At 71.7% G+C, this 26,935-nt stretch carries 25 protein-coding genes; 11 read left to right on the top strand and 14 right to left on the bottom strand.

From position 1 onward, the window contains the following. Positions 1 to 86 precede the first annotated feature (86 nt). Positions 87 to 1,130 (top strand): NAD(P)-dependent alcohol dehydrogenase, encoded by a 1,044-nt coding sequence (locus OHS71_RS15800; RefSeq protein WP_328480025.1) that lies wholly within the window; start codon positions 87 to 89, stop codon positions 1,128 to 1,130. 133 nt (positions 1,131 to 1,263) lie between these two features. On the opposite strand, the gene OHS71_RS15795 is transcribed toward OHS71_RS15800, so the two are convergent. From OHS71_RS15795 to OHS71_RS15780, 4 genes are all read right to left on the bottom strand, one after another. Beyond that, complete coding sequence (locus tag OHS71_RS15795; protein WP_328480024.1) at positions 1,264 to 2,100, bottom strand: hypothetical protein; 837 nt, start codon at positions 2,098 to 2,100, stop codon at positions 1,264 to 1,266. A gap of 75 nt (positions 2,101 to 2,175) precedes the next feature. Then, positions 2,176 to 3,306 carry a serine hydrolase domain-containing protein gene (locus OHS71_RS15790; RefSeq protein ID WP_328480023.1) on the bottom strand — a complete coding sequence of 377 codons (1,131 nt, stop codon included), beginning with the start codon at positions 3,304 to 3,306 and terminating at the stop codon, positions 2,176 to 2,178. Positions 3,307 to 3,411: 105 nt separating this feature from the next. Further along, on the bottom strand, positions 3,412 to 4,080 hold the full coding sequence (locus tag OHS71_RS15785) for a DUF4389 domain-containing protein (RefSeq protein ID WP_328480022.1): 669 nt from the start codon (positions 4,078 to 4,080) through the stop codon (positions 3,412 to 3,414). A gap of 214 nt (positions 4,081 to 4,294) precedes the next feature. After that, on the bottom strand, positions 4,295 to 4,552 hold the full coding sequence (locus tag OHS71_RS15780; protein ID WP_328480021.1) for a hypothetical protein: 258 nt from the start codon (positions 4,550 to 4,552) through the stop codon (positions 4,295 to 4,297). Positions 4,553 to 4,905: 353 nt separating this feature from the next. Here OHS71_RS15780 and OHS71_RS15775 point away from each other — a divergent pair, with 353 nt between their 5' ends. The 3 genes from OHS71_RS15775 (at position 4,906) to OHS71_RS15765 (ending at position 8,335) form a co-directional block, all read left to right on the top strand. Further along, positions 4,906 to 6,351 (top strand): gluconokinase, GntK/IdnK-type, encoded by a 1,446-nt coding sequence (locus tag OHS71_RS15775; protein ID WP_328480020.1) that lies wholly within the window; start codon positions 4,906 to 4,908, stop codon positions 6,349 to 6,351. A 77-nt stretch (positions 6,352 to 6,428) separates the two neighbouring features. Further along, on the top strand, positions 6,429 to 7,673 hold the full coding sequence (manD, locus tag OHS71_RS15770) for a D-mannonate dehydratase ManD (protein ID WP_328480019.1): 1,245 nt from the start codon (positions 6,429 to 6,431) through the stop codon (positions 7,671 to 7,673). Positions 7,674 to 7,882: 209 nt separating this feature from the next. Beyond that, positions 7,883 to 8,335: a DUF5707 domain-containing protein gene (locus OHS71_RS15765; protein WP_328480018.1), complete on the top strand. Its 453-nt coding sequence runs from the start codon at positions 7,883 to 7,885 to the stop codon at positions 8,333 to 8,335. A 55-nt stretch (positions 8,336 to 8,390) separates the two neighbouring features. On the opposite strand, the gene OHS71_RS15760 is transcribed toward OHS71_RS15765, so the two are convergent. The 3 genes from OHS71_RS15760 to OHS71_RS15750 all read right to left on the bottom strand — a co-directional run bounded on the left by OHS71_RS15760 (position 8,391) and on the right by OHS71_RS15750 (position 11,575). Then, on the bottom strand, positions 8,391 to 9,488 hold the full coding sequence (locus tag OHS71_RS15760; RefSeq protein WP_443047166.1) for an AI-2E family transporter: 1,098 nt from the start codon (positions 9,486 to 9,488) through the stop codon (positions 8,391 to 8,393). 128 nt (positions 9,489 to 9,616) lie between these two features. Further along, a complete protein-coding gene (gene msrA / locus OHS71_RS15755) occupies positions 9,617 to 10,333 on the bottom strand; it encodes a peptide-methionine (S)-S-oxide reductase MsrA (protein WP_328480016.1) in 717 nt (238 codons plus the stop codon). A gap of 123 nt (positions 10,334 to 10,456) precedes the next feature. After that, positions 10,457 to 11,575, bottom strand: a complete 1,119-nt coding sequence (locus OHS71_RS15750) for a hypothetical protein (protein WP_328480015.1) — start codon at positions 11,573 to 11,575, stop codon at positions 10,457 to 10,459. Positions 11,576 to 11,716: 141 nt separating this feature from the next. On the opposite strand from OHS71_RS15750, the gene OHS71_RS15745 reads away from it, so the two are divergent. After that, complete coding sequence (locus OHS71_RS15745; protein WP_328480014.1) at positions 11,717 to 12,871, top strand: cystathionine gamma-synthase; 1,155 nt, start codon at positions 11,717 to 11,719, stop codon at positions 12,869 to 12,871. A gap of 56 nt (positions 12,872 to 12,927) precedes the next feature. On the opposite strand, the gene OHS71_RS15740 is transcribed toward OHS71_RS15745, so the two are convergent. The 3 genes from OHS71_RS15740 to OHS71_RS15730 form a co-directional block, all read right to left on the bottom strand. Continuing rightward, a complete protein-coding gene (locus OHS71_RS15740) occupies positions 12,928 to 13,176 on the bottom strand; it encodes a hypothetical protein (protein ID WP_328480013.1) in 249 nt (82 codons plus the stop codon). Further along, positions 13,173 to 13,685, bottom strand: coding sequence for a sigma factor-like helix-turn-helix DNA-binding protein (locus OHS71_RS15735; protein WP_328480012.1), 513 nt, complete (start codon positions 13,683 to 13,685; stop codon positions 13,173 to 13,175). The genes OHS71_RS15740 and OHS71_RS15735 overlap by 4 nt, the downstream gene beginning before the upstream one ends. Positions 13,686 to 13,942: 257 nt before the next feature. Next, on the bottom strand, positions 13,943 to 14,452 hold the full coding sequence (locus OHS71_RS15730) for a MarR family winged helix-turn-helix transcriptional regulator (RefSeq protein ID WP_328484527.1): 510 nt from the start codon (positions 14,450 to 14,452) through the stop codon (positions 13,943 to 13,945). A 163-nt stretch (positions 14,453 to 14,615) separates the two neighbouring features. Here OHS71_RS15730 and ilvA point away from each other — a divergent pair, with 163 nt between their 5' ends. The 3 genes from ilvA (at position 14,616) to OHS71_RS15715 (ending at position 17,912) form a co-directional block, all read left to right on the top strand. Continuing rightward, positions 14,616 to 15,845, top strand: coding sequence for a threonine ammonia-lyase (ilvA, locus tag OHS71_RS15725; protein WP_328480011.1), 1,230 nt, complete (start codon positions 14,616 to 14,618; stop codon positions 15,843 to 15,845). A 193-nt stretch (positions 15,846 to 16,038) separates the two neighbouring features. Then, a complete protein-coding gene (locus OHS71_RS15720; RefSeq protein WP_328480010.1) occupies positions 16,039 to 17,052 on the top strand; it encodes an ATP-binding cassette domain-containing protein in 1,014 nt (337 codons plus the stop codon). Further along, entirely contained in the window at positions 17,049 to 17,912 is an 864-nt protein-coding gene (locus tag OHS71_RS15715) for an ABC transporter permease (protein ID WP_328480009.1), read from the top strand. Before OHS71_RS15720 ends, OHS71_RS15715 begins: the two co-directional genes overlap by 4 nt. A gap of 101 nt (positions 17,913 to 18,013) precedes the next feature. Here OHS71_RS15715 and greA read toward each other — a convergent pair whose 3' ends face one another. Together greA and OHS71_RS15705 are read right to left on the bottom strand one after the other, a co-directional pair. Beyond that, entirely contained in the window at positions 18,014 to 18,514 is a 501-nt protein-coding gene (gene greA / locus OHS71_RS15710) for a transcription elongation factor GreA (protein WP_328480008.1), read from the bottom strand. A gap of 193 nt (positions 18,515 to 18,707) precedes the next feature. Then, a complete protein-coding gene (locus tag OHS71_RS15705; RefSeq protein ID WP_328480007.1) occupies positions 18,708 to 19,109 on the bottom strand; it encodes a DUF4307 domain-containing protein in 402 nt (133 codons plus the stop codon). 125 nt (positions 19,110 to 19,234) lie between these two features. On the opposite strand from OHS71_RS15705, the gene mca reads away from it, so the two are divergent. Continuing rightward, positions 19,235 to 20,095, top strand: a complete 861-nt coding sequence (mca, locus tag OHS71_RS15700) for a mycothiol conjugate amidase Mca (protein ID WP_328484526.1) — start codon at positions 19,235 to 19,237, stop codon at positions 20,093 to 20,095. Then, a complete protein-coding gene (locus tag OHS71_RS15695) occupies positions 20,088 to 20,378 on the top strand; it encodes a hypothetical protein (RefSeq protein WP_328480006.1) in 291 nt (96 codons plus the stop codon). Before mca ends, OHS71_RS15695 begins: the two co-directional genes overlap by 8 nt. A gap of 158 nt (positions 20,379 to 20,536) precedes the next feature. On the opposite strand, the gene OHS71_RS15690 is transcribed toward OHS71_RS15695, so the two are convergent. Beyond that, positions 20,537 to 23,737, bottom strand: a complete 3,201-nt coding sequence (locus OHS71_RS15690; RefSeq protein ID WP_328480005.1) for a tetratricopeptide repeat protein — start codon at positions 23,735 to 23,737, stop codon at positions 20,537 to 20,539. A gap of 166 nt (positions 23,738 to 23,903) precedes the next feature. Here OHS71_RS15690 and OHS71_RS15685 point away from each other — a divergent pair, with 166 nt between their 5' ends. Then, positions 23,904 to 25,949 (top strand): thioredoxin domain-containing protein, encoded by a 2,046-nt coding sequence (locus OHS71_RS15685; RefSeq protein WP_328480004.1) that lies wholly within the window; start codon positions 23,904 to 23,906, stop codon positions 25,947 to 25,949. A gap of 239 nt (positions 25,950 to 26,188) precedes the next feature. On the opposite strand, the gene OHS71_RS15680 is transcribed toward OHS71_RS15685, so the two are convergent. Then, positions 26,189 to 26,914: a Mut7-C RNAse domain-containing protein gene (locus OHS71_RS15680; protein ID WP_328480003.1), complete on the bottom strand. Its 726-nt coding sequence runs from the start codon at positions 26,912 to 26,914 to the stop codon at positions 26,189 to 26,191. Positions 26,915 to 26,935 lie beyond the last annotated feature (21 nt).

Below are 26,935 nucleotides of genomic sequence, written 5' to 3'. Positions count from 1 at the left end.
TTCCTCCGCGATGGGGCAGGCTGATCGTCGTTACCCCGGCCCGAAGGCAGGCCGGAACACGAAACCCCCCGCTAGGAGACCCCGGCATGACCACCGTTGCCGCGTACGCCGCACCCTCCTCCAAGGCTCCGCTGGAGCGCACGACGATCGAACGCCGTGCGGTGCGTGAGTTCGACGTCCTGATCGACATCCAGTTCGCCGGAATCTGTCACTCGGACATCCACCAGGTCCGGGAGGGCTGGGGTGAGGCGATCTTCCCGATGGTTCCCGGCCACGAGATCGCGGGCGTCGTCTCCGAGGTCGGCCCCGGCGTCACCAAGTACGCCGTCGGCGACCGGGTGGGTGTCGGCTGCATGGTCGACTCCTGCCGTGAGTGCGACAACTGCAAGGCCGGTCTGGAGCAGTACTGCACCGGCGGCGGCATGACCGGCACGTACAACGCCGTCGACAAGGACGGCGAGCCCACCTACGGCGGCTACGCGCAGAAGATCGTCGTCGACGAGAACTACGTCGTCCGCATCCCCGACGGCCTCTCGCTCGACGTCGCCGCGCCGCTGCTCTGCGCCGGCATCACCACGTACTCCCCGCTCAAGCACTGGAACGCCGGCCCCGGCAAGAAGGTCGCGATCCTCGGCATGGGCGGCCTCGGTCACATGGGTGTCAAGATCGCGCACGCCCTCGGCGCCGAGGTGACCGTGCTGTCGCAGTCGCTGCGCAAGAAGGACGACGGCCTGAAGCTGGGCGCCGACCACTACTACGCCACCAGTGACGAGAAGACCTTCGAGGAGCTGCGCGGAAGCTTCGACCTCATCCTCTCCACGGTCTCGGCGCCGCTGAACCTGGACGCCTACCTGTCCCTGCTGAAGACGGACGGTGCCTTCGTGAACGTCGGCGCGCCCGAGGAGCCCGTCGCGCTCAACCTGTTCTCGGTGATCGGCGGCCGCAAGACCCTCGCCGGCTCCGGGATCGGCGGCATCCAGGAGACCCAGGAGATGCTGGACTTCTGCGCCGAGCACGGCTTCGGCGCCGAGATCGAGCTGATCAGCGCCGACCGGATAAACGAGGCGTACGAGCGGGTGCTGACCAGCGACGTCCGCTACCGCTTCGTGATCGACACCTCGACGATCTGACGGACCGCGCGCGAAGAACGGGCCCCCGGCGATCCGGCCGGGGGCCCTTCGCACGTCTCCGGGACGGGCGCAGGACACCCCCGGGGCGCCTGCGGCCCTCCCCGGGATCGGCGCCCGGCCCGGTCCCCGGGGATCAGACCACGGGGAACGACTCGCCGTGGCCGTAGGACCGTACGAGGACCCCGCCGCCCGGAGCGGGACGTACGCAGTGGGCCCGCCCGAGCCCGGCCACCCGCGCGCGGGCCGCGTCCCCGCCCCCGACCTCCACCACGGTGTTCTCGTCGATGGCCACCCCGTGTGCGAGCCGTCCGGCCGCCACGACCGCCGCCAGCCGCCCCAGCGTCCCCCACTGCGCGGCATGGACGTCCACCCCGAACGGCACGAGCCCCAGCCCGGGCCGGACCTCGATCTCCTCCAGGTCCTCGGCGGTGTCCGGCGGGCACACGGCAACACCGTCCACCAGCCATCCCCCGACCACCGCGTCCCGCGCCGCGATCGCGGCTCCCGCGGAGAACCCGGCGTAGGGAATGCCTCGACGGGTCAGCGCGGAGGGCAGCGCGGGCAGGCCGCCGGGGGAGGAGGGGTCCCCGCCGAACGCCTCCTGATACGCGGGCGTCAGTCCGCCGCAGACGATCACCCCGTCCACGTCCTCGGGGACCGCGCGGGCGTCCACCCGCTCCCCGACCGGCACCAGCAGCGGTACGGGCACGCAGTCGCCGGCCTTCCGCAACGCGACGTCGTAGCGGGCGAACTGCTCGGCTCCCTCACCCTCGTCGACGAGCACGCAGAGGATGCGGGGAACCGCCCCGGCCCCGGAGCGCGACCCGTCGGAGCCGGACACCGCCGAAGCGGCGCGCAGAAACGGCCCGTGGACGACGTCGGCCACCGTCGCGTCCCACCCGCCACCGATCAGGAACACCCTGCCGCTGCCGCTGCCGCTGCCGCTGCCGCTCTCCGTGACGCTGTTCACGTGCGTTTCTCCCCTGGGTTCACGGACGACTCGGGCAAGTGACTCATGAAGCCCGTTCGCTCGGCGTCGGGCGCCTCAGCCATCGGCCCGGAGTCCTTGGAGACCGTCGTAGGCGGCCATGACGAGGTCCATGCCCCGGGTGTCCTGCGCGGGTTCCCGCATCTGGTTGGTCACGTACGCCACCACCATGCGCGACTCGGGTTCGATCATGACCATCGAGCCGCCCCAGCCGCCCCACCCGTACGTGCCGCCGAACCGCCCGTAGCCCAGCCCCCAGCTGACCGGCATGCCCAGCCTGCGGTCCTCGCCGCTGAACTGCTCCTCCCAGGCACGGTCGCAGCCCGCCTGCGACAGCAGCCGCACCCCGCGCACCGAACCCCCGCAGGCCATCGCCGACTGGACGAGGGCCACCGAACGGGCGTTGCCGAAGCCGCTCGCCGCCGGGATCTGCGCCCGGCGCCAGGCCACGCTGTTGCCGTCGCGGACCCGGATCGCGGTCGGTGCGCCGGCCGGACCCGCCTCCGCCGCGGCCGGGGTGGCGCCGGGCGCGCTCGCGGTGTAGTCCTCGTCCCGGGACGGCGGCGGGACCGTCGGCGCCACCCGGTGGTCGTCCTCGGCCGGCAGGCCCATGTGGAAGTCGGCGCCCAGGGGCCCGGCGATCTCGTCGGCGAAGAAGTCACCCGGGCTCCGGCCGGTGATCCGGCGTACCACCTCGCCGACCAGGAAGCCCTGGGTGAGCGAGTGGTACCCGGCCGCGCTGCCCGGCTCCCACAGCGGAGCCTGCGCGGCCAGCCGGGCCGTCGCGGCGGGCCAGTCGTAGATCTCCGCCACCGGGCCGACCCAGTCCGGCAGGCCCGCGGTGTGCGAGAGCAGATGCCGTACCAGCACCGCCTCCTTGCCCGCCGCGGCGAACTCCGGCCAGTACCGGGCGACCGGCGCGTCCGGATCGAGATCGCCCCGGTCGGCCAGAACCAGCGCGCACAGCGCCGTCATCGTCTTGGTGACGGAGTAGACGTTGACGACGGTGTCCGTCTGCCAGGGGACCCCGCCCGCCACGTCGGCGAACCCGCCCCAGACATCCACCACCGGCTCGCCGTCCACGAACACGGCCACCGAACCGCCCGCGTCGCCGCCGTCCAGCAGCTCGGCCAGTGCGGTGGGTACCGCGGCGAACAGGTCGTCGTACGAGCCCTGGATGTCAGCCATGCCCGCCATTCAGCCCCGGACCCACCGTCGACGGCAACCGAAATACCGTCCGTCGGCGCCGGCCGGCCACCACGGACCGGAGCCGCGTGCCCAGGCCCCGGCCGGCTAGGTCTTCGTCAGCGGGGGCGGGGTGGCCTGCGCGCCCATGTCGAGGCGGAACGGCGGGTACGCGTCGGTCATCAGCGCCGCGTAGGCGGCCACCCGGGCGACCCAGCGGGCCAACCCGAGGAGGAAGTCGAAGAGGTGGACCGGGTAGCGGCCGGTGAACGCCAGGATGATCACGGCGACGAACGAGAGGAAGAAGACCAGGCCGCCGCTGTACCAGTGGTCGGTCTCGCCCCATCCCCAGCCGCCGACGTACATCTCCACCACGATGTACTGCGGAATGGCCAGCAGCCACCACTTCACCAGGACCAGCCCCCGGGACAGGCGCTCCGGATAGGCCACGTCGAAATGGGCCGGGTAGTCGGCCACTTCGGCGAGGGTGAACGGCGGGTACCGGTCGGTGCCGAGCGCGGTGTGGGCGTAGTAGCCGACCCGCCAGTTCCAGCGCAGCACACCGACGCTGAAGTCGAAGAGGGCCCGGGGATAGCGGCCGGTGAACAGGATGGCGAAGAACGCCACGACGGTCACGAAGAAGAACGCGATCCACAGGAAGAACAGCACGATGTAGTGCGGGACGGCGAGGAGCCACTTCACCAGCCACAGCCATCTGGACAACCGGGGGTCGAGAAACGCCTCGATACGCACGGGCGACGCGGCGACCGGATTCATGTGGATCAGCTCCTCTCGGGGGCGCCCCCCGCTCGGCGGCCACCGTCTGTGCCCTCGCCCGGACGGGCCGGCGGCCAGGCGGCTTCCTGATCTTGGATTCAGGCTCGCACAGGAACCGGGAGGCTGCGACCGGGCGCCTCCGCTCGACGAGAGGCCCTGGACAAGGGTGCTGGGAAGAGGCCCCGGCAAGGTGCTGCGCGATCGCCGCCTCGCCTCAGAGCAGCAGCGGGAGCCCCACCAGCGCCGCGCCGCTCGCGCCGAGCGCCGCCATGAGGGACCCGGGCCAGTTGCCCGACTGGGCGTAGGTCAGCAGCCCCGCGAGCAGCCCCGCCACGACCGCGGCCAACAGGATGAGGGCCCAGCGCAGGGACAGCCGCTCCGGAGGTGACGGGGCCGGTGCCGGTGCCGGTGCAAGAGGCGGGGGCTGCGGCTGAGGCTGGGACGGTGGCGGGGGTGAGGACGGTTCGGACATACGGCACTCCTGGCGGTTGCGTCGGTTGCGTCGGCTGTACGGGACGGGGTGAGGCAGCCCTGAGCCGGCTGCCGCGCGCGCTGACACCGGGTCGGATGGCGTCGGACGGAACTGACCCGGGCCGGTGTCGGCACTACCGGAACCCTCTCGAATGAGTGACCACGGTAAGCGTATGAGCGGTATCAGAGAAGGCTTCTGATGAGGTATCAACGCCTCGGTAGGCGCACTCGCGGGTGGCAGTGGGTGGTTGCGCGCCCCGTTGTGCGCCCGTGCGGCCCTCTTTGCTGCCTGCACTTCTGTCCGCCCCGAACGGACGGCTGACCACAGGAGCCCTGTGACCTAGCATTCCGACCATGACTGGTCCCGCATCAGAGCCTCGTGTGGATTCCGAGGAGGCGCTACGAGGCTCCACCGCCCATGTGGTGGAGCTACTGGGCTGCCAGATCGTGGAGGGGGGAAAACCGCGCGACCGGCATCTGACCGTGGACGCCGTCATGCACGAGTTCGGGATCACCCGGCCCATGGCGCGCGAGGCGCTGCACACCCTGCACCAGAAGGGCCTCGTCAAGCTCCAGCCGCGGATCGGAGCCACCGTTCAGGCGCTGGAACGGTGGGACCTGCTGGACCCCGAAGTGATCGCGTGGCGACTCGAGGTGGCCCCCGACAGCCAGATGCGGTCGCTCACCGAGCTGCGGGAGGTGATCGAGCCCCGGGCGGCCAGGCTCGCGGCGCTGAGCAGGTCCGCGGAGGTATGCCACGATCTGACCAGCCACGCCCGCACCCTGCTCACCCTGAGCGAGGAGCCGGACTTCGACCGCCCCCGCGAGGGTGCGCCGATCCGGCAGCGCTTCCGGGACGTCGACGCAGCCTTCCACCGCACCCTGCTGGCCGGCTCGCGCAACGAGCTGTTCCTGCGGCTTTCCCACCCGGTCGTCATGGCGCTGAACCACCGGATCGACCGTGACTGGGCGGGCGGTCACCAGGATGTGAGGGTCACTCCGGCACGCGCCGTCGTCGGCGCCGACACCGTACAGAGCTATCCGACGCGGCCGCTGCCGATCGCCATGTGGCTGCACATGGGGCTGGCCTACGCCGTCGACCAAGGACTGCCGACGGCCGCGGAGGCCTTCGCGGAGTCCATCCTCGCCGAGATCCGCGGCGGACGGCTCCAGGATCCCGTGGTGCTCGACCATCTGCGGGCAGGGCTCGACGAGTTCAACGCGAACGGTCTGCCGACCGCCCACCGGGACGGTTTCAAGGACGCCATGGCCGCGTTGGTCCGGGCCCGGCGCGCCCCCGTCGTCGTCATGGGGGTGACCGGGTGCGGCAAGTCCACTGCGGGCCAGTACCTGGCGGAGTCGCTGAGGGTGCCCTTCGAGGAGGGGGACCGCTTCCATCCCCGGCGCAACGTGGAGTCGATGGAGAACGGCGAGCGTCTCGACGACCGCAGCCGCAGCCCCTGGCTCGCGGCTGTCGCGGGCCGCATGCGCGCGGCGGGCTCGGAGGAGGGGCTGGTCATCACCTGCTCGGCTCTCAAACGCATCTACCGCGAGATGCTCCGGGTGGCCCGTCCCGACGCCTTCTTCGTACACCTGGAACTCGGCCGGGACGAGGCCACCGCCCGTGTGTCCGGCCGGCGGTCGCACTTCATGCCGGCCTCGCTGGTCTCCTCGCAGTTCGAGGACCTCGAACCGCTCGAGGAGGACGAGGCCGGCATGACGGTCGACGCGACCCTGCCCGTCGAACGCATCGTCGCCGAGGTCCAGACCGAGCTGGCCCGACGCACACGCGGCCGCTGAGACGCTCCACGCGGACGCGGACCTGACTTACCGACAGACCGGACCGTTCGAACCGACGGATGAGAGGGGACCTCGCCATGCGGATCGTGTCCGCCGAGGTGATCGTCACCAGCCCGGGACGGAACTTCGTCACCCTGCGCATCACCACCGAGGACGGCGTGACCGGCCTCGGCGACGCCACGCTGAACGGCCGGGAGCTGGCCGTCCGGTCCTATCTGGACAGCCACGTCGTCCCCCTGCTCCTCGGAGCCGACGCCTCGCGCATCGAGGACACCTGGCAGTACCTCTACCGGGGCGCCTACTGGCGGCGCGGCCCCGTCACCATGGCGGCCGTCGCGGCGGTCGACACGGCGCTGTGGGACATCAAGGCCAAGTGCGCCGGGATGCCCCTGTACCAACTCCTCGGCGGCGCGTCCCGCCGCGGGGCCCTCGCCTACGGGCACGCCTCGGGACGCGATGTGCCCGAACTGCTCGACTCCGTGCGGGCGCATCTGGAGCTGGGCTACCGCGCCATCCGTGTGCAGAGCGGGATACCGGGCCTGGACTCGGTGTACGGGGTCGCCGCCTCGGGCGCGCGGGGCGGGGACCGCTACGACTACGAGCCCGCGCGCCGGGCCGCCGCCGGCGGGCGGCCCCTCCCGGCGGTGGAGACCTGGGACACCCGTGCGTACCTGCGGCACATGCCGTCCGTCTTCGAGGCCGTCCGGGCGGAGTTCGGCCCCGAACTGCCCTTGCTGCACGACGGACACCACCGGATGACGCCGATCCAGGCCGCTCAGCTGGGCAAGGCGCTGGAACCGTACGACCTGTTCTGGCTGGAGGACGCGACGCCCGCGGAGGACCAGGCGGCGCTCCGCCTGATCCGGCAGCACACGACGACGCCGCTGGCGATCGGCGAGGTCTTCAACTCGGTCTACGACTACACCACGTTGCTGAGCGAGCGGCTGATCGACTACGTGCGGTCCGCCGTCACCCACACCGGTGGTGTCACCGCCATGAAGAAGCTGCTCGATCTCGCGGACGTCTACGGCGTCAGGTCAGGGATGCACGGCCCGACCGACATCTCCCCGGTGGGCATGGCCGCGGCGCTCCATCTGGACCTGGCCGTCCACAACTTCGGCATCCAGGAGTACATGCAGCACTCCGAGCGGACGCTGGAGGTCTTCCGTACCTCGTTCCGGTTCGAGGACGGCCTGCTGCACCCGTCCGACAACCCGGGCCTGGGAGTCGAACTCGACACCGAGGCAGCGGAACGCTTCCCCTACGAGGCGGCATACCTGCCGGTCAACAGGCTGCTGGACGGGACCGTGCACGACTGGTGACCCGTCTCCCGGCGGCAGGTGGCGCACCGCGCGCACCGGCCGCCGGGTCGGCCCGGCACGCCGTGGCGAGGGGCGCGATCGGAAGGCTTACTCACAGGGGGATGAGTAGACGTGCTCATGCCCGGCGGGGCCTCGCGCGGCGAGTATCGGCGCAGCGGCGCGGTCGACGAGCGCCGGCCCGGTCCAGCCGACAAATCACGGAGAATCCCATGTCCCGACGTATCGCCCTGTCCGTCGCCGCCGGTGTCGTCCTCCTCGGTGGCGCCGGTGCCTTCGCTCTCGCCCACGCCGAGGGCCGCTCCCCGGCACTGGCGCACAACGCCGCCCGCTACACCGCTCCCGACGGCGACCGTGACGGGTCGCTGACCTTCGTCACCGATGTCACGGCCGCCTCCGGCGTGAAGCGCGTCAAGGTGCTGGCGTGGCCGGAGAGCTCGCCCTTCGCCGAGAAGGGGCTGACCGCCGAGGACATGGCCGAGGTGGAGTCGGCCGTCTGCAAGCCCTCCGGTGAGGACACCTCGCGCTGCACCTACACCATCGCGGTGACCAGTTCCGATGCCGAGTCGTCCCCGCGGGGTGTCTGGCACATCGCGGTCCTGGCCACCGCGCAGGACGGCACCACGACCCTGAACACGGAGGCGACCGACTTCACCGTCCGGTGACCCGGACGGTCACCGAACAGGAGACCCGCGTCCCGGGAAGCAGGAATCCCAGGTCCTAGGACGGGACGGCTGCGGACTCCGGCTCGTCGGTCCCCGGACGGGGCGGTTCCCGGAGCTGCTCGCGGACGTGGTCCCAGACCACCGCGATCAGCGCGGCGATCGGCACCGCGAGCAGACTGCCCACGATGCCGGCCAGACTGCCGCCCAGCGTCACCGCCAGCAGGACCACCGCCGCGTGGAGGCCGAGCCCACGGCTCTGGATCATGGGCTGGAACACGTTGCCCTCGAGCTGCTGCACCACCACGATGATCGCCAGCACGATCAGCGCGTCCGTCAGGCCGTTGGAGACCAGCGCGATGAGAACCGCGACGAACCCCGCGAACAGGGCACCGATGATCGGCACGAACGCGGAGACGAAGGTCAGCACCGCCAGCGGAAGGACCAGCGGCACCCCCACCACCCACAGGCCCAGGCCGATCAGGACCGCGTCGAGCAGCCCGACAGCCGCCTGGGAACGCACGAACGCTCCCAGGGTGTCCCAGCTGCGCGCGGCCACCACCGGGACGTCGGTGGCGAGCCGACCGGGCAGCTGACGCGCGAGCCACGGCAGGAACCGAGGGCCGTCCTTGAGGAAGAAGAACATCAGGAAGAGGGCCAGGACGGCCGTCACCAGGCCGTTCAGCACGGTGTTCACTCCGGTGACGACAGCGCCGACCATGCTGCCGAGCCCGTCCTGCGCGCGGGCCACCGCGCTGTCGAACGCCTTGTCGATCTGGGCGTCACTGATGTTCAACGGCGGCCCGGCGGCCCACTCGCGCACCTTCTGGATGCCCTCGACCACTCCGTCGGTCAGATCACCGGACTGGGATGCCACCGGCACCGCGATCAACGCGACGACGCCCAGGGCGATCAGGAGGAACAGCACGGTCACGACCGATGCGGCGAGAGCGGGTCTCCATCCGCGGCGCCGCAGGAAACGGGTCGGCGGCCAGGTCAGCGTGGTCATGAGCAGTCCGACCACGAGCGGCCAGACGACCGACCACATCCGGCCCAGGATCCACAAGGTCACCGCGAGCATCAGGAATATGAGCAGCAACTCCGCGGAGGCACGCGCCGACGTGCGGAGCGCGGCGCGGGCTCTCGTGGAACTCACTATGGCAGTCACGGATGCACCCTACGGGTACCCGGGCAACGGCCACATGGACCCCGTGGGCATCACCGCTCACAGCGGCTCCCGAAGCCGGACCGCTCCCGAATACGCCGGAGACACCCCGCTCGGGGTCAGTCGCCCGTCGGCGCCGACGTGAGGCCCGTCGGGCATGACGCACCCCGGTGCGTCTCGTACGGGTCGACCATGCGGACCCCCGTCCCGCCCAGCCCGCAGTACCCGTTCGGGTTCTTGGCGTCGGAGAGGTACTGCTGGTGGTAGCCCTCGGCCGCGTAGAACGGGTTGTCGCGTGCCGGGAGGATCTGCGTGGTGATGCCGGCGTGGCCCGAGGCTGTGAGGCGTTGCTGGTAGGACACGCGGGAGGCGTCGGCCGTCGTCGCCTGGGCCGGGGAGTGGGTGTAGATCGCGGAACGGTACTGGCTGCCCACGTCGTTGCCCTGGCGGAAGCCCTGGGTGGGGTCGTGGGACTCCCAGAACGTCCTCAGCAGGCTCGCGTAGGAGATCACCCTCGGGTCGAAGACCACGCGGACGACCTCCGTGTGGGCGGTGAGGCCCGAGCAGACCTCCTCGTAGGTGGGGTGCTCGGTGTGGCCGCCCTGGTAGCCGACCAGGGTCGTCCACACGCCTTCCGGGAGCTGCCAGAACCGGCGCTCCGCTCCCCAGAAGCAGCCCAGGCCGAAGTCGGCGACCTCGAGGCCCTCCGGGTAGGGGCCGAGGAGCGGCGTGCCGAGGACGGTGTGGCGGTCGGGCACGGAGTACACCGGCCTCGGACGGCCCTCCAGAGCCTGCTCGGGCGTCGGCAGCTGGGGCGTGCGGCTGTGCGGGAACATGCGGTCTCCAGAGGATCGGGGTCCGCGAATCGGGGTCCGCGCATGACAACCGGCGCCGGGTTCGGTGCATTCCGGGTCCTGCCGGGCTCCCGGGTCCTGCCGGCCTCCCTGGGCTCTCCGGCGTCAGTGCGGCAGGGTCGCCGGGCTGCCGCCGTTCGCCTCGTAGCCGGCGACGGCCAGCGCGCGGTAGACCGCGAACTCGCCGGCCGGGTCGGGGGAGAGGGTCCACGGGAGGGCGCCCACATGACCGTCCACGTGGATGAGCTGGTTCATCGCCTCCGACCAGCGCTCGGAGCGCACCAGGAAGAAGATCAGCAGGTGACGGACGTGCGCCAGCATCGGGTCGTCGGGCCGGGCCGCGTGCACCGCGAACAGCGCCCCGTGCATCGCCTTGGTCACGACCTCGCTCTGGTAGAAGGTGCTGACCAGGTTCACCTCGGGGAGGTGCTCGAAGACCGCGAACAGGGGCATGGCCGCGAGGAGGGAGCCCCGGGGGGCTCTCGCCGCCGCCGCCTCCGCGAACGAGTACGCCAGTTCGCGCGTGCCGTGCCACTTCTCGCACCAGTAGTGCAGGGCCGCCAGATGCGCGCCCATGTGCGCCGGGGCGCGGTCCAGGATCTCCAGCCAGAGCCGCTCGAACTCCGTCTGCGAGTACTGGAGGCCGCGGGCCACCGACAACTCGACGATGTAGGGGACGGGGTCGCCGGGGGACAGGAGCGCCGCCTGACCGCAGGCGTCCCTGGCCTCTTCCATGATGATCCGGAACTCGTCCGTGCCCCGGGTCGACGTCCGCCATGCCTGCTGCACCAGGAACTCGGCGTGCACGGCCGCACCGCCCGCGTCCTTCGGCGCCTCTGCGCGCCACACCCGCAGCCACTGCCCGCCCGGCGTCTCGCCGACCCCGCCCGGCCGCTGCTGGAGCTCCAGCGCGGCCGCGCCCGCGAAGGCCTGCACGCGCTGCCAGCGCAGCTCGCCCTCCGTCTCCGTGCCGGCCAGCAGCTGCTGCGCGGCCCGGTAGTCCTGCGTGTGCTGCACCACGTCCAGGACGTCCAGCAGGTCCTGGTCGGGGCCGGGCATACGGATGTCCAGTTCCTCCGTGCGCACGAACCCGTAGGTCGCCGGGTCCGCGGCGTCCGGGTGGCCCGCCGGGACCTGCTCGACCATGCCGCGCCTGCGCCGAAGGAACGGCAGCAGCACGAAGCCGACCATGAGCAGCGCCATCAGGACGAACAGAATCTCCATGCCACAAGCGAACCAGACCGCGCCGGCAAATGGCGAACCCGCCCCCGCACCTGTGGAAAACCTCCGGGAGGCACGTCCGCCCGCGCCCGCGCGCTCCCGCCGTCCCGCACCACGCCCGCGAGCGGACTACGCTCGGTCCCCATGAGCGACAGGCACATCAGTCAGCACTTCGAGACCCTCGCGATCCACGCGGGCAACACCGCCGATCCCCTCACCGGCGCGGTCGTCCCGCCGATCTACCAGGTCTCGACCTACAAGCAGGACGGCGTCGGCGGTCTGCGCGGCGGCTACGAGTACAGCCGCAGCGCCAACCCGACCAGGACCGCCCTGGAGGAGAACCTCGCCGCCCTCGAGGGCGGTCGCCGAGGTCTCGCGTTCGCTTCCGGACTGGCGGCCGAGGACTGCCTGTTGCGTACGCTGCTCAGCCCCGGCGACCACGTGGTCATCCCGAACGACGCCTACGGCGGCACGTTCCGGCTCTTCGCCAAGGTCGTCGCCCGCTGGGGGGTGGAGTGGTCCGTCGCCGACACCAGCGATCCCGCCGCCGTACGGGCCGCGATCACCCCGAAGACCAAGGCGGTGTGGGTGGAGACCCCGTCCAACCCGCTGCTCGGCATCACCGACATCGCCGCCGTCGCCCAGGTCGCCCGGGAGGCGGGCGCCCGCCTCGTCGTCGACAACACCTTCGCGACGCCGTACCTCCAGCAGCCCCTGGCGCTCGGCGCGGACGTCGTGGTGCACTCCCTGACCAAGTACATGGGCGGCCACTCGGACGTCGTCGGCGGCGCGCTGATCACGGGTGACGCGGAGCTGGGCGAGGAACTGGCCTACCACCAGAACGCGATGGGCGCGGTCGCCGGGCCCTTCGACTCCTGGCTGGTGCTGCGCGGCACCAAGACGCTGTCGGTGCGCATGGACCGGCACAGCGAGAACGCCACCAAGGTCGCCGACATGCTGACCCGGCACGCGCGGGTGACGAGCGTGCTGTACCCGGGTCTGCCGGAGCACCCCGGTCACGAGGTCGCGGCCAAGCAGATGAGGGCCTTCGGCGGCATGATCTCCTTCCGGGTCGCCGGCGGCGAGGAAGCGGCCGTCGAGGTGTGCAACCGCGCCAAGGTGTTCACCCTCGGTGAGTCGCTGGGCGGCGTCGAGTCCCTCATCGAGCACCCGGGTCGCATGACGCACGCGTCCGTGGTCGGCTCGGCGCTGGAGGTTCCCGGCGACCTCGTCCGGCTCTCCGTCGGCATCGAGAACATCGACGACCTCCTCGAGGACCTTCAGCAGGCTCTCGGCTAGACAGTCGACGGCCGGCCTCCGACGGCCGGCCTCCGACGGCCGGCCTCCGACGGAGGTCACCAGCCGGTGACCGGTGGAGTCGTCTGTGACGGCGGCTCCACCCAGGGCTGGGCCACCAGCGCCCAGACCACGAACGTGAGCGTGGCGGCGCACAGCAGCAGCCACAGCACCCGCCGGGCGATCGTCCGGCGGCGCAGCATGCGCCCGCCCCGGCGTACGACGTCGGCGTGCAGCTCGGCCGGCACGTGGGGCGCCGTCCGCTCCATGATCCGGCGTACGGCCGCCTCCCGCTCGGGCCGGTTCACGAGGCCGCCGCCTTCGCCCGGGCCACCGCGGGCGCCGGGCCGCGCGGCGGATGCAGAAGCGTCGCCGTGGCCCGGTCGCAGACCGTGCGGACGCGTTCCGTGGGCAGACCGAGCAGGGCCGCCACCTGTTCCTCGGCGACGCCCTCGTAGAGCCGCAGCACCAGCACGAGGCGTTCGTGAGGGCTGAGCCCCGCCAGCGGGCCGACGGCGGCGTGCGGCCGCGCACGGCCGAGCGGCAGGGCGCCGTAGTGGTGCCAGGCGCCGTGCGCGAAGCGGGTGGCCAGATATTCGCGGGCCCGGTTGTACGGGTCCTCGCCGTGCAGCCGGTCCCAGCACGCGTACGTGTGCGCGAGGGCGAGCGTCAGCAGGCGCCGCGCGCGCGGGTTGGCGTCCGCGTCCTCGGCCGTGAGCAGGGTGGCGGCGTGCAGCAGCCGCCCGCCCGCACCGGCGACGAACGCCTCGAACTCCCGTGCCCGGCGGGTTTCCTGGGCCGCACGCCTCTCTCGCACACCGAGCCTCCCGCCTGACGGCGTCCCCCTGGAGGGCCATACGCCCCGGTCTCATATGAGGCCAGGCGCGGTGTTTCGGTCAAGAGCCGCGCACGCCCGCAGCGAAGTCGCCACGTACGCCCGCAGCGAAGCCCCTGCGTATGCCCGCGGGGAAGCCGCCCCCACGCCCGTCGAGAAGTCGCCGTGCCCGCCGCGAAGTACCCGGCGCACGACTACGCGCGCGTGCGTGCATCGCCGTGGACGCGCGTGCCCCTGGTTCAGGAAGCGGCCGAGGACGGCTCCGCGCCTGGAACGCCCTGGGCCCCCATCCGGGAGGACAGCGCGGTGTTGAAGCGGGTCAGGAGCGTGCAGAACGCGTCGCGCTCCTCCGGCGCCCAGTCCTCCGTCAGCTCGGCCATCAACTGACGTCTGGAGGACCGCACTTCCTCCAGACGGGCCTGTCCGCGCGGCGACAGCTGGAGCACCACGGCCCGGCCGTCCTCGGGGTGCGAGGTCCGCTTGACCAGGCCGGTGTCGACCAGCGGAGCCACCTGCCGGGTGACGGTCGACGAGTCGATGCCCATGCTCGCGGCGAGAGCCTTGACGCCCATCGGGCCTTCCTTGTCGAGGCGGTTGAGCAGCAGGTACGCGGCGCGGTCCATGGAGTTGCGCACCTGCCCCACGCCGCCGAGCCGGGTCTGTTCGGCACGGCGGGCGAACACCGCGACCTCGTGTTGCAGCGTGTCGAGGAGACCGCTGTCACCGACGGTCGTCATGTCCATCGACATTTCAGGCGTTGTGGGCATGGCCGGAGGCTCACTTCATGAAGGGGCTGCTGGAATGGGGGACAGAGTACGCGGCCGGAAGGCGGGTCGTACCGGCGCTGGGGAAACCGGTCTCGGAGGTTGGTCACAGCGGCCCTTCCCGCCTGTGAACTGCGATGCTGGTGTCATGAGCTACCGCACGGCTGACTCCTTGCGTCCCGTCACTCTCGACGATGTGCGAGGAGCCCAGAAGATGCTGTCGGGCGTGGCGCGGACGACAGCGATGGAGGGCAGCAGACACCTGTCCCAGCTGGTCGGGGCGCCGGTGCACTTCAAGTGCGAGAACCTCCAGCGGACGGGTTCGTTCAAGCTGCGCGGGGCGTACGTGCGGATCGCCGGGCTGCTGCCCGAGGAGCGGGCCGCCGGGGTCGTGGCGGCGAGCGCGGGCAACCACGCGCAGGGCGTGGCGCTGGCCTCGACGGTGCTGGGTGTGCGTTCCACGGTGTTCATGCCCCAGGGCGCCCCGCTCCCCAAGATCAGCGCCACCCGTGAGTACGGCGCCGAGGTGCGCCTGCACGGTCAGGTGGTCGACGAGACGCTGGCCGCGGCGCAGGAGTACGCGGCCGCGACGGGGGCGGTGTTCATCCACCCCTTCGACCACCCCGACATCATCGCGGGGCAGGGCACGGTCGGTCTGGAGATCCTGGAGCAGTGCCCCGAGGTGCGCACGATCGTCGTCGGGATCGGCGGCGGCGGGCTGGCGGCGGGTATCGCGGTCGCGGTGAAGGCGCTGCGGCCGGACGTGCGGATCGTCGGGGTGCAGGCGGCGGGGGCGGCGGCGTACCCGCCCTCGCTGGCGGCCGGGCGCCCGGTGGCGATCAGCAACCCGGTCACGATGGCCGACGGCATCAAGGTGGGCCGCCCGGGCGATGTGCCGTTCTCCCTCGTCGGCGACCTGGTGGACGAGGTGCGCACGGTGACGGAGGACGAGCTGGCCGCGGCGCTGCTGCTGTGCCTGGAGCGGGCCAAGCTGGTCGTCGAGCCGGCGGGGGCGAGCCCGGTGGCCGCTCTGCTCAGCGCGCCCGGCGCCTTCGAGGGCCCGGTCGTCGCCGTGCTGTCCGGCGGCAACGTGGACCCGGTGCTGATGGAGCGCGTCCTGCGGCACGGAATGGCGGCGCAGGGCCGCTACCTGGCCGTACGCCTGCGGCTGACGGACCGGCCGGGCGCTCTCGCCACACTTCTGGGGGCGTTGTCAGTGGTGGACGCTAACGTCTTGGACGTGAGCCATCTGCGGACCGACCCCCGGCTCGGGCTGACCGAGGCGGAGGTCGAACTGCACCTGGAGACGAAGGGACCGGCGCACTGCGCCGAGGTCGGCCGAGCCCTGCGCGACGCCGGTTACACCGTCATCGACTGAGGTCGGCGGGGAGCTTCGGGGGCCCCGTTCCGAGGTCGGGGGTCCCTGCGTCACTCGTTCGAGAAACACCGTTGTGAGACGCGATACATCGCGTTATGGTGTGTGTCACGCCGTCCCCCCATGTCCGACCGGGCGGAACGAACAAGCACGAACCTAGGCTTTCCGAAGAATCCTCAACGACGTGGAGACTGATATGCCAGGTGCCATCTACGCCGAAGGCCTGGTGAAGACCTTCGGTGACGTAAAGGCTCTGGACGGCGTGGACCTGGACGTCCCGGAGGGCACCGTGCTGGGCCTGCTCGGACCGAACGGCGCGGGCAAGACCACCACGGTCCGCTGCCTGACCACACTCCTGCGCCCCGACCGCGGCCGGGCCGTCGTCGCCGGCCTCGACGTGCTCAAGCACCCCAACGAGGTGCGCCGTTCGATCGGCCTGTCCGGCCAGTTCGCGGCGGTCGACGAATACCTCACCGGCCGCGAGAACCTCCAGATGGTGGGCCGGCTCTACCAGATGAAGTCCGGCGCGGCGAAGGCCCGGGCCGTCGAACTCCTCGAGCAGTTCGACCTCGCGGACGCCGCCGACCGCACCGCCAAGACCTACTCCGGAGGCATGCGCCGCCGGCTCGACCTGGCCGCGGCGCTGGTCGTCTCGCCGCCCGTGATGTTCATGGACGAGCCGACGACCGGCCTCGACCCGCGCAACCGCCAGATGCTGTGGGAAGTGATCAAGCGACTGGTCTCCGGCGGCACGACGCTGCTGCTCACCACCCAGTACCTCGAAGAGGCCGACCATCTCGCGCACGACATCGCGGTCGTCGACCACGGCCGGGTCATCGCCCGCGGCACCTCCGACGAGCTCAAGGCCCGCACCGGCGGCGAGCGCGTGGAGGTCGTGGTGCACGAACGCGACCACATCGCCACCGCCGTCGAGGTACTGACCGGGTTCGGCAAGGGCGAGACCACGGTCGAGCAGCACACGCGCAAGCTCACCGTGCCCGTCACCGGCGGCGCCAAGCTCCTCGCCGAGGTCATCCGCGAGCTCGACACCCGGGGCATCGAGATCGACGACATCGGCCTGCGCCGCCCCACCCTCGACGACGTCTTCCTGTCCCTCACCGGGCACGTGGCCGAGCGCGAGGCCGAGGAGAACGAAGAGAACCGACGCAACGGCCAGACCGGACAGACCGAGAGGGAGACCGTCAAATGAGTGCCGTCACCGACGCCGTACGCGGCCCGGCGCCCAAGCCCGCACATCCCCTCGGACAGTCCGTCCGCGACTCGCTGGTCATCGCCAAGCGCAACCTGATCCGGATGTCCCGCATCCCGGAGATGGTCATTTTCGGGCTCATCCAGCCGATCATGTTCGTGGTGCTGTTCACCTACGTCTTCGGCGGGTCCATGAAGATCGGCGGCAGTACGAGCGCCACCGCCTACACGAACTTCCTGATGGCGGGCATCTTCGCGCAGACCGTCACCTTCGCCACCGCAGGCGCCGGCGCGGGCATCGCCGACGACATGCACAAGGGCCTCATCGACCGCTTCCGCTCCCTGCCCATGGCGCGCGGCGCGGTGCTCACCGGCCGTACCCTCGCCGACCTCGTGCAGACGGCGCTCACGCTGCTGGTCCTCGCGGTGGTCGCCGTCCTGGTCGGCTGGCGGGTGGGCTCCTACGGTGACACCAACGCCGCCCGGGTGCTGGCCGCCTTCGGGCTGCTGCTCCTGCTCGGCTACGCGTTCACCTGGATCGGCGCTCTGATCGGCCTGAGCGTCCGCACTCCTGAGGCAGCCACCTCCGGCGGACTGATCTGGCTCTTCCCGGTGACCTTCATCTCCAACGCCTTCGTGGACACCAGCAACATGACGCCCTGGCTGCGTCACATCGCCGAGTGGAACCCGTTCAGCGCCACCGTCCAGGCGTGCCGGGTGCTCTTCGCCAACCCCGGTCAGTCGTCGTCCGACGCCTGGCCCATGCAGCACCCGGTCTGGGCCTCGCTCATCTACTCGATCCTGATCGTCGTGATCTTCCGGACGCTGGCGGTCCGCAAGTACCGCTCGGCAACGGCGTGATCGTCCCCGGGATCGGGAGCAACGCAGCCCGGGCATGACGAAGCCCCCGGCGGGTGGGCGCCGGGGGCTTCGGCACAGCAAGGGCGACGGACGGTGGCCGGTCAGCCGCTGTAGGGCTCGGCCTTGAGGATGCGCACGGAGGCCTTCTTGCCGTTGGGCAGCTCGTACTCCGCGTCCTCGCCGACCTTGTGGCCGATCACGCCGGTGCCGAGCGGGGACTGAGGCGAGTAGGTCTCGATGTCGGAGCTCGCGTACTCGCGCGAGGCGAGGAGGAACGTCGTGGTGTCGTCCTCGTCACCGTCGAAGGCGATCGTCACGACCATGCCGGGCGCCACCGCGCCGTCCGTGGAAGCCGGGGCCTCGCCGACCTTGGCGTTGTCGAGAAGCTGGGTCAGCTGGCGCACACGGAGCTCCTGCTTGCCCTGCTCCTCCTTGGCCGCGTGGTACCCACCGTTCTCACGCAGGTCCCCCTCCTCGCGCGCGGCCGCGATCTTGGCGGCGATCTCCGTGCGCGCAGGACCAGTAAGGTACTCAAGCTCGACCTTGAGCTTGTTGTACGCCTCCTGGGTCAGCCAGGTGACGGACTCGCTGGTCTGGGTCACAGGTGCTCCTCGTCGGTACTGGGAAATACAAAGCATCGCCCTACCAGAAGCATGTTCCTCAGGTGATGGGCGAAACCACGAGCCTAACAATTCAGCGGCCGAAGGGGGAGGACATAAGCCATGAGAATTACGTCGCCGCAGGTCAGCCCCTACGTATTGCGGAGGATGCCCCTGCGCTCGGGCGGCCCCGCCGTCAGTCGGCGTGACAGCCGAGCAGCTCCGCCGTCGTGCCCTTCGCCGTCGTACGGAGCGTGACCGTCCGGTCGATCCGCGTGTGTGAACCGGAGAAGCGGAAGTCCGCCCGGCCCACCTCGGCGCCGTCGGCCGCCTGTGAGCGCACCGTGCAGTAGCCGCTCGCACCGGAGTCCTTGCGGACCTCCAGATGGAGCTCCACCGCCTCGTCCGAGGTCGCCTTGAAGGTGATCACCTCGGCACTGATCTTGTTCTGGCCGACGTAGTGGTAGGCGAAGTAGCCGATCAGCGCGAGCAGGAACGCGCCGAGCACGGCGCCGGCGATCTTGAGTTTGCGGTCGGCGCGCTCGTCCGAGGAACGGCCGTAGCGGCCCTCGGGCAGTCGCGTGCTCGCCGTACTCATGATCGTCCTCCCGGCGCGGAATTATTCGCCCCCCGATTCGGTCACTATAGAAGCCTGCGATCGCGCCGGTTCACACCGGGCGCCGACTTACCGAGGATTGAGTCTTGACTGACCAGCTGCGACTGATGGCCGTTCACGCGCACCCCGACGACGAGTCGAGCAAGGGCGCGGCCACCATGGCGAAGTACGTGTCCGAGGGGGTGGACGTGCTGGTGGTGACCTGCACGGGCGGGGAACGCGGCTCCATCCTCAATCCCAAGCTTCAGGGCGACAAGTACATCGAGGAGCACATCCACGAGGTACGCAAGAAGGAGATGGACGAGGCCCGCGAGATCCTCGGCATCAGGCAGGAGTGGCTCGGATTCATCGACTCGGGTCTGCCCGAGGGCGACCCCCTGCCGCCGCTGCCCGAGGGCTGCTTCGCCCTCGAGGACGTCGACAAGGCGGCCGGCGAGCTGGTGAAGCAGATCCGCACCTTCCGTCCCCAGGTGATCACCACCTATGACGAGAACGGCGGCTACCCCCACCCCGACCACATCATGACCCACAAGATCTCGATGGTGGCCTTCGAGGGCGCGGACGACACCGAGAAGTACCCCGAGGGCGAGTTCGGGCCCGCCTACCGGCCGCTGAAGCTGTACTACAACCAGGGCTTCAACCGGCCCCGCACCGAGGCGCTGCACCACGCGATGCTCGACCGCGGCCTGGAGTCCCCCTACGGGGAGTGGCTCAAGCGGTGGGAGGAGTTCGGCCAGAAGGAGCGCACGCTCACCACGCACGTCCCGTGCGCCGACTTCTACGAGATCCGCGACAAGGCGCTGATCGCCCACGCCACGCAGATCGACCCCGACGGCGGCTGGTTCCGGGTGCCGATGGAGATCCAGAAGGAGGTCTGGCCCACGGAGGAGTACGAGCTCGCGAAGTCCCGCGTCGATACCTCCCTCCCCGAGGCCGACCTCTTTGCGGGCATCCGCGACAATGCCTGACATGAGCGCAAGCGTGAGCCTGGCAATGACGCACCTCGTCCCCCTGGCCAAGGAGGTCGACGAGAACAAGGTCACCCCCGGCGTCCTCGGCTTCATCGTCTTCGCGGCGATGGCGGTGGCGGTGTGGGGCCTGATGAAGTCCATGAGCAAGCACATGGGCAAGGTCGACTTCAAGGAGCCAGCGGACGCGGAGCGAACCTCCGCCGACGGGGTGACGACGTCCGCCGCCCCGGCAGCGCCGACCTCCGCGACGCCGACGGGGAAGCCCTCGTCGACGTCGTGAGGCGCGCGCCCGGCGGCACGGGCGTGTGACGGGCGGCGCAGGGGTGTGAGGGGCGCTGCGGGCGGGTGACGGCGGGCTGTGAGGGCGCCGGCGCGAGGATGCGGGCGGGCGCGGGTGAACCGCCCGCACCTCCGGCGCCCCCTTCGTGTGCCGTCTGTCTACCCGGCGTCCACCGCCACCCCCATGACCTCGCGCCCGTGTCTGCCCGGTACCAGGCCCAGACGCCAGGCCTGCCAGCCGGACTCCAGGCGGATGCCCCGCTCCAGCAGCAGGCCGTAGGCCTCCAGGCACTCGCTCAGCCGCGCGTCCCGCAGCGGGTGGGCCTCGTCGCCCAGCCGGGCCAGCTCCTCCTGGGCCACCACCGTGCCGACCTCGACACCGCCCGGGGCGGCGTACGGCAGCAGGGTGCAGCGCAGGAAGCGTGCCCAGTCCTCGCCGCGCCGGTCGCCGTACGACGCGAACAGACCCGCCGCCTCCTCGCACAGGGCGAGGGCCGCCTGGCTACGGGCGTTGCCCGCGTCGACGATCGCGAGCTCCAGGCAGGTCCAGGCCTCGCCGTGGGCGACGCCGATGCGCTGGAAGTCGGCGCGGGCGTCGACCAGGAGCTGCCGGGCGAACCCGGAGTTGCGCAGCGAGCCGGTCTGGGCGGCGCGCTGGTCGCGGGTCACCCGGGCCGAGTGGTGCCGGGCGCAGGCGAGGCCGTAGACGTCACGTATGCGGGAGAAGAGGGAGCGGGAGCGTTCCAGTTCGCGGACGGCCTGGTCCAGGTCGCCCGTCTCCTCCAGGGCCAGGCCCAGGTAGTAGACCGTCCAGGCCTCGCCGCGCGCGTCCTCGTTGTCCCGGTGCCGGGCAGACGCCCGGCGCAGGTCCTCGGCCGCCGGGGCGGGGTCCCCGCCGATGAGGCGGGCCCGGGCCAGCTGGGTCAGCGCCCAGGCCTCGCCGCGGGCGTCGCGGGTGCGGCCGTAGAGGTCGAGGGCTCTGCGCAGATCGGCCTCCGCCCGCGGGACGTCGCCGCGGCGCAGGTTCAGCTGGCCGAGCTGGAAGTGCGCCCAGGCCTCGCCGTGCACGGAGCCGCCCTCGCGGTGCAGGACCAGGGAGCGGGTGAGCAGGTCGAGGGCCTCGGCCAGATGCGCCCTGTCCCGCTCCACCGCCGCGAGCGCGTGCATCGTCCAGGCCCGGTCGGTGGCCAGCTCGGGCGCGGCCTGGAGGTCCATCGCCTCCCGAAGCTTCGCCGACGCCTCCGTGAGCTGCCCCTGGTGGTGCAGGGTGATGCCCAGCGAGCACAGGGCACGCGCCGCCCCCGCGTCGTGATGGGCCTGGAGGTAGAGGTCGACGACCGAGCTGAGCGTCGTACGGGCCTTGTCGAGCTCGCCGAGCTGACGGGCCGCGATACCCGTACGCCACTGCACGGACCGGACCAGCAGGTCCTGGCCGACCGACTGGGCCAGCTCGCTGATCTCACCGAGCCGGTAGAGGTCGCCGCGCAGCAGGCAGTAGTCGCACAGGGCGCCCAGCAGGCTCAGTACGGCGTTCTGGTCCACGCCGTCCGCGTGCCGCAGTGTCGCCGTGATGAAGCTGGACTCGTCGTCCAGCCAGCGCAGCGCCTCGTCCAGGGAAGTGAAGCCGTGCGGGGTGAAGCGGTCCGAGCGGGTCGACATGTTGCCGTCGACCAGCCGCAGCACGGAGTCGGCGAGCTCGGCGTAGCTGACGATCAGGCGTTCCTGGGCGGCCGACCGCTCGGTCTGCTCCTCCTCGTCGAGGAGCCGGGCCTGCGCGAAGGCGCGGACCAGGTCGTGCAGCCGGTAGCGGTCGCCGCGGACGTGGTCGACCAGGCCGGCGCCGGCGAGGGCCGTGAGATGGCGGGCCGCCTCCGTGCGGTCCGTGGCCAGGAGCGCGGCCGCCGCGGCCGCTCCCAGCGAGGCGTGCCCGGCCAGCGCCAGCCGGCGCAGCAGACGGCGTGCCGCGTCCGGCTGGTCGGTGTAGCGCAGCCACAGGGCGCGCTCGACAGGCTCCACCGGACCGTACGCCCCGAGGTCGGCCGCCAGCGCGCGCGGTGAGCGCGGGCCCAGCGAGGAGCCGACGACACGCAGCGCCAGCGGCAGTCCGCCGCACAACTGCGTGATGCGGTCGGCGGATTCGGCGTCGTAGGGACCCGAGGCGTCCTGGGCGGCCGCGCCCAGCAGTTCCTCCGCGCCCGCCGAGTCCAGGGGGCGCACCGCCAGTTCGTGCACCCACGCGGACAGCTCGGCCGGCAGCGCCGGTGGGGTCCGGGCGGTGACGAGGACCAGGCTGTCGGAGCGTTCCGGGACGAGCGCGCGGACCTGTTCGGGGTCGGAGGCGTCGTCCAGGACGACCGTGACCGGCAGGCCGCTCAGATGGTGCTGGTAGAGCTCGCTCAGCCGCTTGACCTGCTGGTCCGGGGAGGAGCGTTCACGGAAGAGGAGCTGCTCGCGAGGTGCGCCGAGCCGGTTCAGCAGGTGCAGCAGGGCGTCCCGGGTGGGCAGCGGCGCCTCCCGCGCGCTGTCGCCGCGCAGGTCCACCACACAGGCGCCGCGGAACTGGTCGCGCAGATCGTGCGCGGCCCGCACCGCGAGCGCGGTCCGGCCGCTGCCCGGCGGGCCGTGCAGTACGACGACCGTCGGCCGGGTCTGGGTACTGGCCCGGGCGGCCTGCACCCACTGGCGGATCTGCGCGAGTTCCGTCCGGCGCCCGGCGAACGGGTCGACCGGTTGCGGGAGTTGGGTGAACGACTGGGCGAGGACCGTCCGTCCGCGTGCGGCCGCGCTCTTGTCCGTGCCGCGCAGTTGCGGTCCCGGCGCCTTCTTCGGCCCGGTCGTCGCGCTCAGCATGCGCTGCTGATCCAGGAACGGCCGGATGCCCCGCACTTCCAGCGCGGTGAGCCACTGCAACCGCAGTTGTTCGGCGCCCCCGGGCTGCCCGGCCTCGCCGGCCCGGTGATGCGCGGCCGGCAGATGGGAGCCCGCCACCTTCACGACGGTCGCCGCGGCGCCGACCACCCCGACGGTCACCCCGGCACCGAGAGCGGTACCCGGCCCGGTGCCCAGCGCGAGGTCGGCGACCGCCGCCGTGACGGCGGCGACACCCGCCACCAGCAGGGGAGTCCGGCCGCCCTCACGCGCGTACCGCTGCCCGAAACTGACCTGCCGGGCCTCCGACTCCTCCAGGGCACGCGCGTACGCCTCGTACTCCTCGGCGGCGGTCTGCGCCATGGCGTCCAGTGCGCCGCGGGCCCGCGTCATCAGCACCTGCCGGTCGCTGCGGCCGCCGGACCGCCGTACCTCCTCCTCCACGGCCCGCGCCAACACCCGCTCCGCGTCCGCCCTATGGCCGTCCCGCATGTCCGTCCCCCTCCGGCGGTCACAGCTTTCCTTGGTCAAGTGTGCGGCGGGCGGCTCCGCGAAGCGAGGGGACAAAAGGACCCCCGGCCGCCTCGCGGAGCGGGCGCGTCGCCGCGCGTGGGCGCGTGACAGCCGACGGGTGGGGTACTGCGGCAGGATGGACCCCATGCCGAACCGACTGGCCCATGAGACGTCCCCGTACCTCCTCCAGCACGCCGACAACCCGGTCGACTGGTGGCCCTGGTCGGCGGAGGCGTTCGAGGAGGCACGCAGGCGGGGCGTCCCGGTGCTGCTGAGCGTCGGGTATTCGAGCTGCCACTGGTGCCATGTGATGGCGCACGAGTCCTTCGAGGACCAGGAGACCGCCGACCACCTCAACGCGCACTTCGTGAGCGTCAAGGTCGACCGCGAGGAGCGTCCCGACGTGGACGCGGTCTACATGGAGGCCGTCCAGGCGGCCACCGGGCAGGGCGGCTGGCCCATGACCGTGTTCCTCACGCCCGACGCCGAGCCGTTCTACTTCGGCACGTACTTCCCGCCCGCGCCCCGGCAGGGCATGCCCTCCTTCCGGCAGGTGCTGGAGGGCGTGCGGCAGGCGTGGACCGACCGGCGGGACGAGGTGGCCGAGGTCGCCGGGAAGATCGTCCGGGATCTGGCGGGACGGGAGATCTCCTACGGGGACAGCCAGCCCCCCGGTGAGCAGGAGCTGTCGCAGGCGCTGCTCGGGCTGACCCGGGAGTACGACCCGCAGCGGGGCGGGTTCGCCGGCGCGCCGAAGTTCCCCCCGTCGATGGTGATCGAGTTCCTCCTGCGCCACCACGCGCGGACCGGCGCCGAGGGCGCGCTCCAGATGGCGCGGGACACCTGCGAGCGGATGGCCAGGGGCGGCATCTACGACCAGCTCGGCGGCGGCTTCGCCCGGTACTCCGTCGACCGTGACTGGACCGTGCCGCACTTCGAGAAGATGCTGTACGACAATGCCCTGCTCTGCCGCGTCTACGCCCACCTCTGGCGGGCCACCGGGTCGGAGCTCGCCCGCCGGGTCGCCCTGGAGACCGCCGACTTCATGGTGCGCGAACTGCGCACGGATCAGGGTGGGTTCGCCTCCGCGCTCGACGCCGACAGCGACGACGGGAGCGGCAGGCACGTCGAGGGCGTCTACTACGTCTGGACGCCCGCCCAGCTCACCGAGGTGCTGGGGCCGCAGGACGCGGAGCTCGCCGCCCGCTGCTTCGGCGTCACGCAGGAGGGCACCTTCGAGGAGGGCTCCTCCGTCCTCCAGCTCCCGCAGCAGGACGAGGTGTTCGACGCCGAACGGATCGCCGGGATCAAGGAGCGGCTGCTGCGGGTGCGCGACGGGCGTCCCGCCCCCGGCCTGGACGACAAAGTCGTCGCCGCCTGGAACGGGCTCGCGATCGCCGCGCTCGCCGAGACCGGCGCCTACTTCGACCGGCCGGATCTCGTCGAGGCCGCGGTGGGCGCCGCCGATCTGCTCGTCCGGCTGCATCTCGACGACCAGGCCCGTATCGCCCGTACCAGCAAGGACGGGCAGGTCGGGCCCAACGCGGGCGTCCTGGAGGACTACGCCGACGTCGCCGAGGGATTCCTCGCCCTGGCCTCCGTCACCGGGGAGGGCGTCTGGCTGGAGTTCGCCGGGTTCCTGCTCGATCACGTCCTGACCCGGTTCGTCGACGACGAGTCCGGTGCGCTGTTCGACACCGCGGCCGACGCGGAGCGACTGATCCGGCGTCCGCAGGATCCCACCGACAACGCCGTGCCCTCGGGCTGGACGGCCGCCGCCGGCGCGCTGCTCGGCTACGCCGCCCACACCGGTTCGGAGCCCCACCGGACCGCGGCGGAGCGGGCGTTGGGTGTGGTGAAGGCGCTCGGGCCGCGCGTGCCCCGGTTCATCGGATGGGGGCTCGCCACCGCCGAGGCGCTGCTCGACGGACCGCGCGAGGTCGCCGTGGTCCTGCCCGACGCAGCCGACCCGGCCTCGGAGACCCTGCTGCGGACGGCGCTGCTGGGCACGGCCCCGGGAGCCGTCGTCGCGTTCGGCACCACCGGGAGCGACGAGTTCCCGTTGCTGGCCGACCGCCCGCCGGTCAACGGCGAGCCGACCGCGTACGTGTGCCGTGACTTCACCTGTGACGCGCCCACGACCGACCCCGAGCGGCTGCGCTCGGCGCTGACCACCGTGGTGACCGGCTGAGACGACGGGGGACACCACGGTGGGCACCCGCGTGAGGAGGAGCGGGCCGAAGGCCGTGCGGCGCGGCTCCGTACGTCTAAGGGCTGTCCGGTAATCCCTGGTGGATCAGTGCGCGGCGTCAGATGCGGTGCATCGCAAGGCGGAGGCACGTCCGCATACCGGATGTATTCGGGCGTTCCGACAACGCGGCGAGGTGCCGTAGCTGTCGTCGCGCGCCCGCCAGGATTGCGGGACAGCCCTTAGCCCGCGAACTCCGCCAGGGCGCGCTCCACGATGGCCACCAGCTGCTCGTGGTGCGCGCCCTTCCAGTACGCCCGCCCGCAGGACAGGCACTGCGCGAACACGTCGTAGGACTGCTGGGTGCCCTGGCGCAGCTGGTCGGCGACCTCCTCCTTGGTGGCCTGCCTCAGCAGACCGTTGCAGGCGGTGCAGCGCGTCCAGGGAAGCAGCGGGGGCGCGAACCGGTCGAGGACGTCGCGGAGCTGCTCCTCGGGATCGGTGCTGTAGACGTACGCGCCCGCCCACAGTTCACGGCGGCGCAGCAGCCCCCGGTCGCGGCTGAGCATCACGCGCTGTTCGGCCGCCGAGCGGGTGGCGAGCGCGGGGTCGCCGATGTCCGTCGACTCGTACGCCGTGTCCACGCCGAGCAGGCGCAGCCGGCGGGCCAGGGTGCCGAGGTGGACGTCGAGGAGGAAGCGCAGCGGCGCTCCCGGGATCCGCTGGGGGCGGGCGACCGGTCGGACGGCCACCGCCTCCCCGGCGGCCGGGATGTGCGAGACCGGTACCGCGCGGCCGTCGACGAGCAGGGTGCCCACCTCCGTCAGTGGCACCCCGAGCGACTCGACGACATGGCCGAGGGTGGACACGCCGTCGACGGCGAGTGAGGTGGCTCCCGCGCGCCGCGCGTGCGGGACGAACAGGGCGAGGTCAGGCGCGACTTCGACGCGGATCTCGAATGCGTTCACCTGGTCAGGATGGCATGGGGG

It is taken from the genome of Streptomyces sp. NBC_00377, from assembly GCF_036075115.1.
Classification (GTDB): domain Bacteria; phylum Actinomycetota; class Actinomycetes; order Streptomycetales; family Streptomycetaceae; genus Streptomyces.
Note: the sequence above shows the minus strand (reverse complement) of the source record. Positions and strands in the feature narration are given on the sequence as shown.

Bases quoted from the DNA above. Each gene is read 5' to 3' on its own strand.
- OHS71_RS15800 (WP_328480025.1), top strand. From the start codon at position 87: ATGACCACCGTTGCCGCGTACGCCGCACCCTCCTCCAAGGCTCCGCTG.
- OHS71_RS15790 (WP_328480023.1), bottom strand. From the start codon at position 3,306: ATGGCTGACATCCAGGGCTCGTACGACGACCTGTTCGCCGCGGTACCC.
- OHS71_RS15785 (WP_328480022.1), bottom strand. From the start codon at position 4,080: ATGAATCCGGTCGCCGCGTCGCCCGTGCGTATCGAGGCGTTTCTCGAC.
- OHS71_RS15780 (WP_328480021.1), bottom strand. From the start codon at position 4,552: ATGTCCGAACCGTCCTCACCCCCGCCACCGTCCCAGCCTCAGCCGCAG.
- OHS71_RS15775 (WP_328480020.1), top strand. From the start codon at position 4,906: ATGACTGGTCCCGCATCAGAGCCTCGTGTGGATTCCGAGGAGGCGCTA.
- manD (WP_328480019.1), top strand. From the start codon at position 6,429: ATGCGGATCGTGTCCGCCGAGGTGATCGTCACCAGCCCGGGACGGAAC.
- OHS71_RS15765 (WP_328480018.1), top strand. From the start codon at position 7,883: ATGTCCCGACGTATCGCCCTGTCCGTCGCCGCCGGTGTCGTCCTCCTC.
- msrA (WP_328480016.1), bottom strand. From the start codon at position 10,333: ATGTTCCCGCACAGCCGCACGCCCCAGCTGCCGACGCCCGAGCAGGCT.
- OHS71_RS15750 (WP_328480015.1), bottom strand. From the start codon at position 11,575: ATGGAGATTCTGTTCGTCCTGATGGCGCTGCTCATGGTCGGCTTCGTG.
- OHS71_RS15745 (WP_328480014.1), top strand. From the start codon at position 11,717: ATGAGCGACAGGCACATCAGTCAGCACTTCGAGACCCTCGCGATCCAC.
- OHS71_RS15730 (WP_328484527.1), bottom strand. From the start codon at position 14,452: ATGTCGATGGACATGACGACCGTCGGTGACAGCGGTCTCCTCGACACG.
- ilvA (WP_328480011.1), top strand. From the start codon at position 14,616: ATGAGCTACCGCACGGCTGACTCCTTGCGTCCCGTCACTCTCGACGAT.
- OHS71_RS15720 (WP_328480010.1), top strand. From the start codon at position 16,039: ATGCCAGGTGCCATCTACGCCGAAGGCCTGGTGAAGACCTTCGGTGAC.
- OHS71_RS15715 (WP_328480009.1), top strand. From the start codon at position 17,049: ATGAGTGCCGTCACCGACGCCGTACGCGGCCCGGCGCCCAAGCCCGCA.
- OHS71_RS15705 (WP_328480007.1), bottom strand. From the start codon at position 19,109: ATGAGTACGGCGAGCACGCGACTGCCCGAGGGCCGCTACGGCCGTTCC.
- mca (WP_328484526.1), top strand. From the start codon at position 19,235: ATGGCCGTTCACGCGCACCCCGACGACGAGTCGAGCAAGGGCGCGGCC.
- OHS71_RS15695 (WP_328480006.1), top strand. From the start codon at position 20,088: ATGCCTGACATGAGCGCAAGCGTGAGCCTGGCAATGACGCACCTCGTC.
- OHS71_RS15690 (WP_328480005.1), bottom strand. From the start codon at position 23,737: ATGCGGGACGGCCATAGGGCGGACGCGGAGCGGGTGTTGGCGCGGGCC.
- OHS71_RS15685 (WP_328480004.1), top strand. From the start codon at position 23,904: ATGCCGAACCGACTGGCCCATGAGACGTCCCCGTACCTCCTCCAGCAC.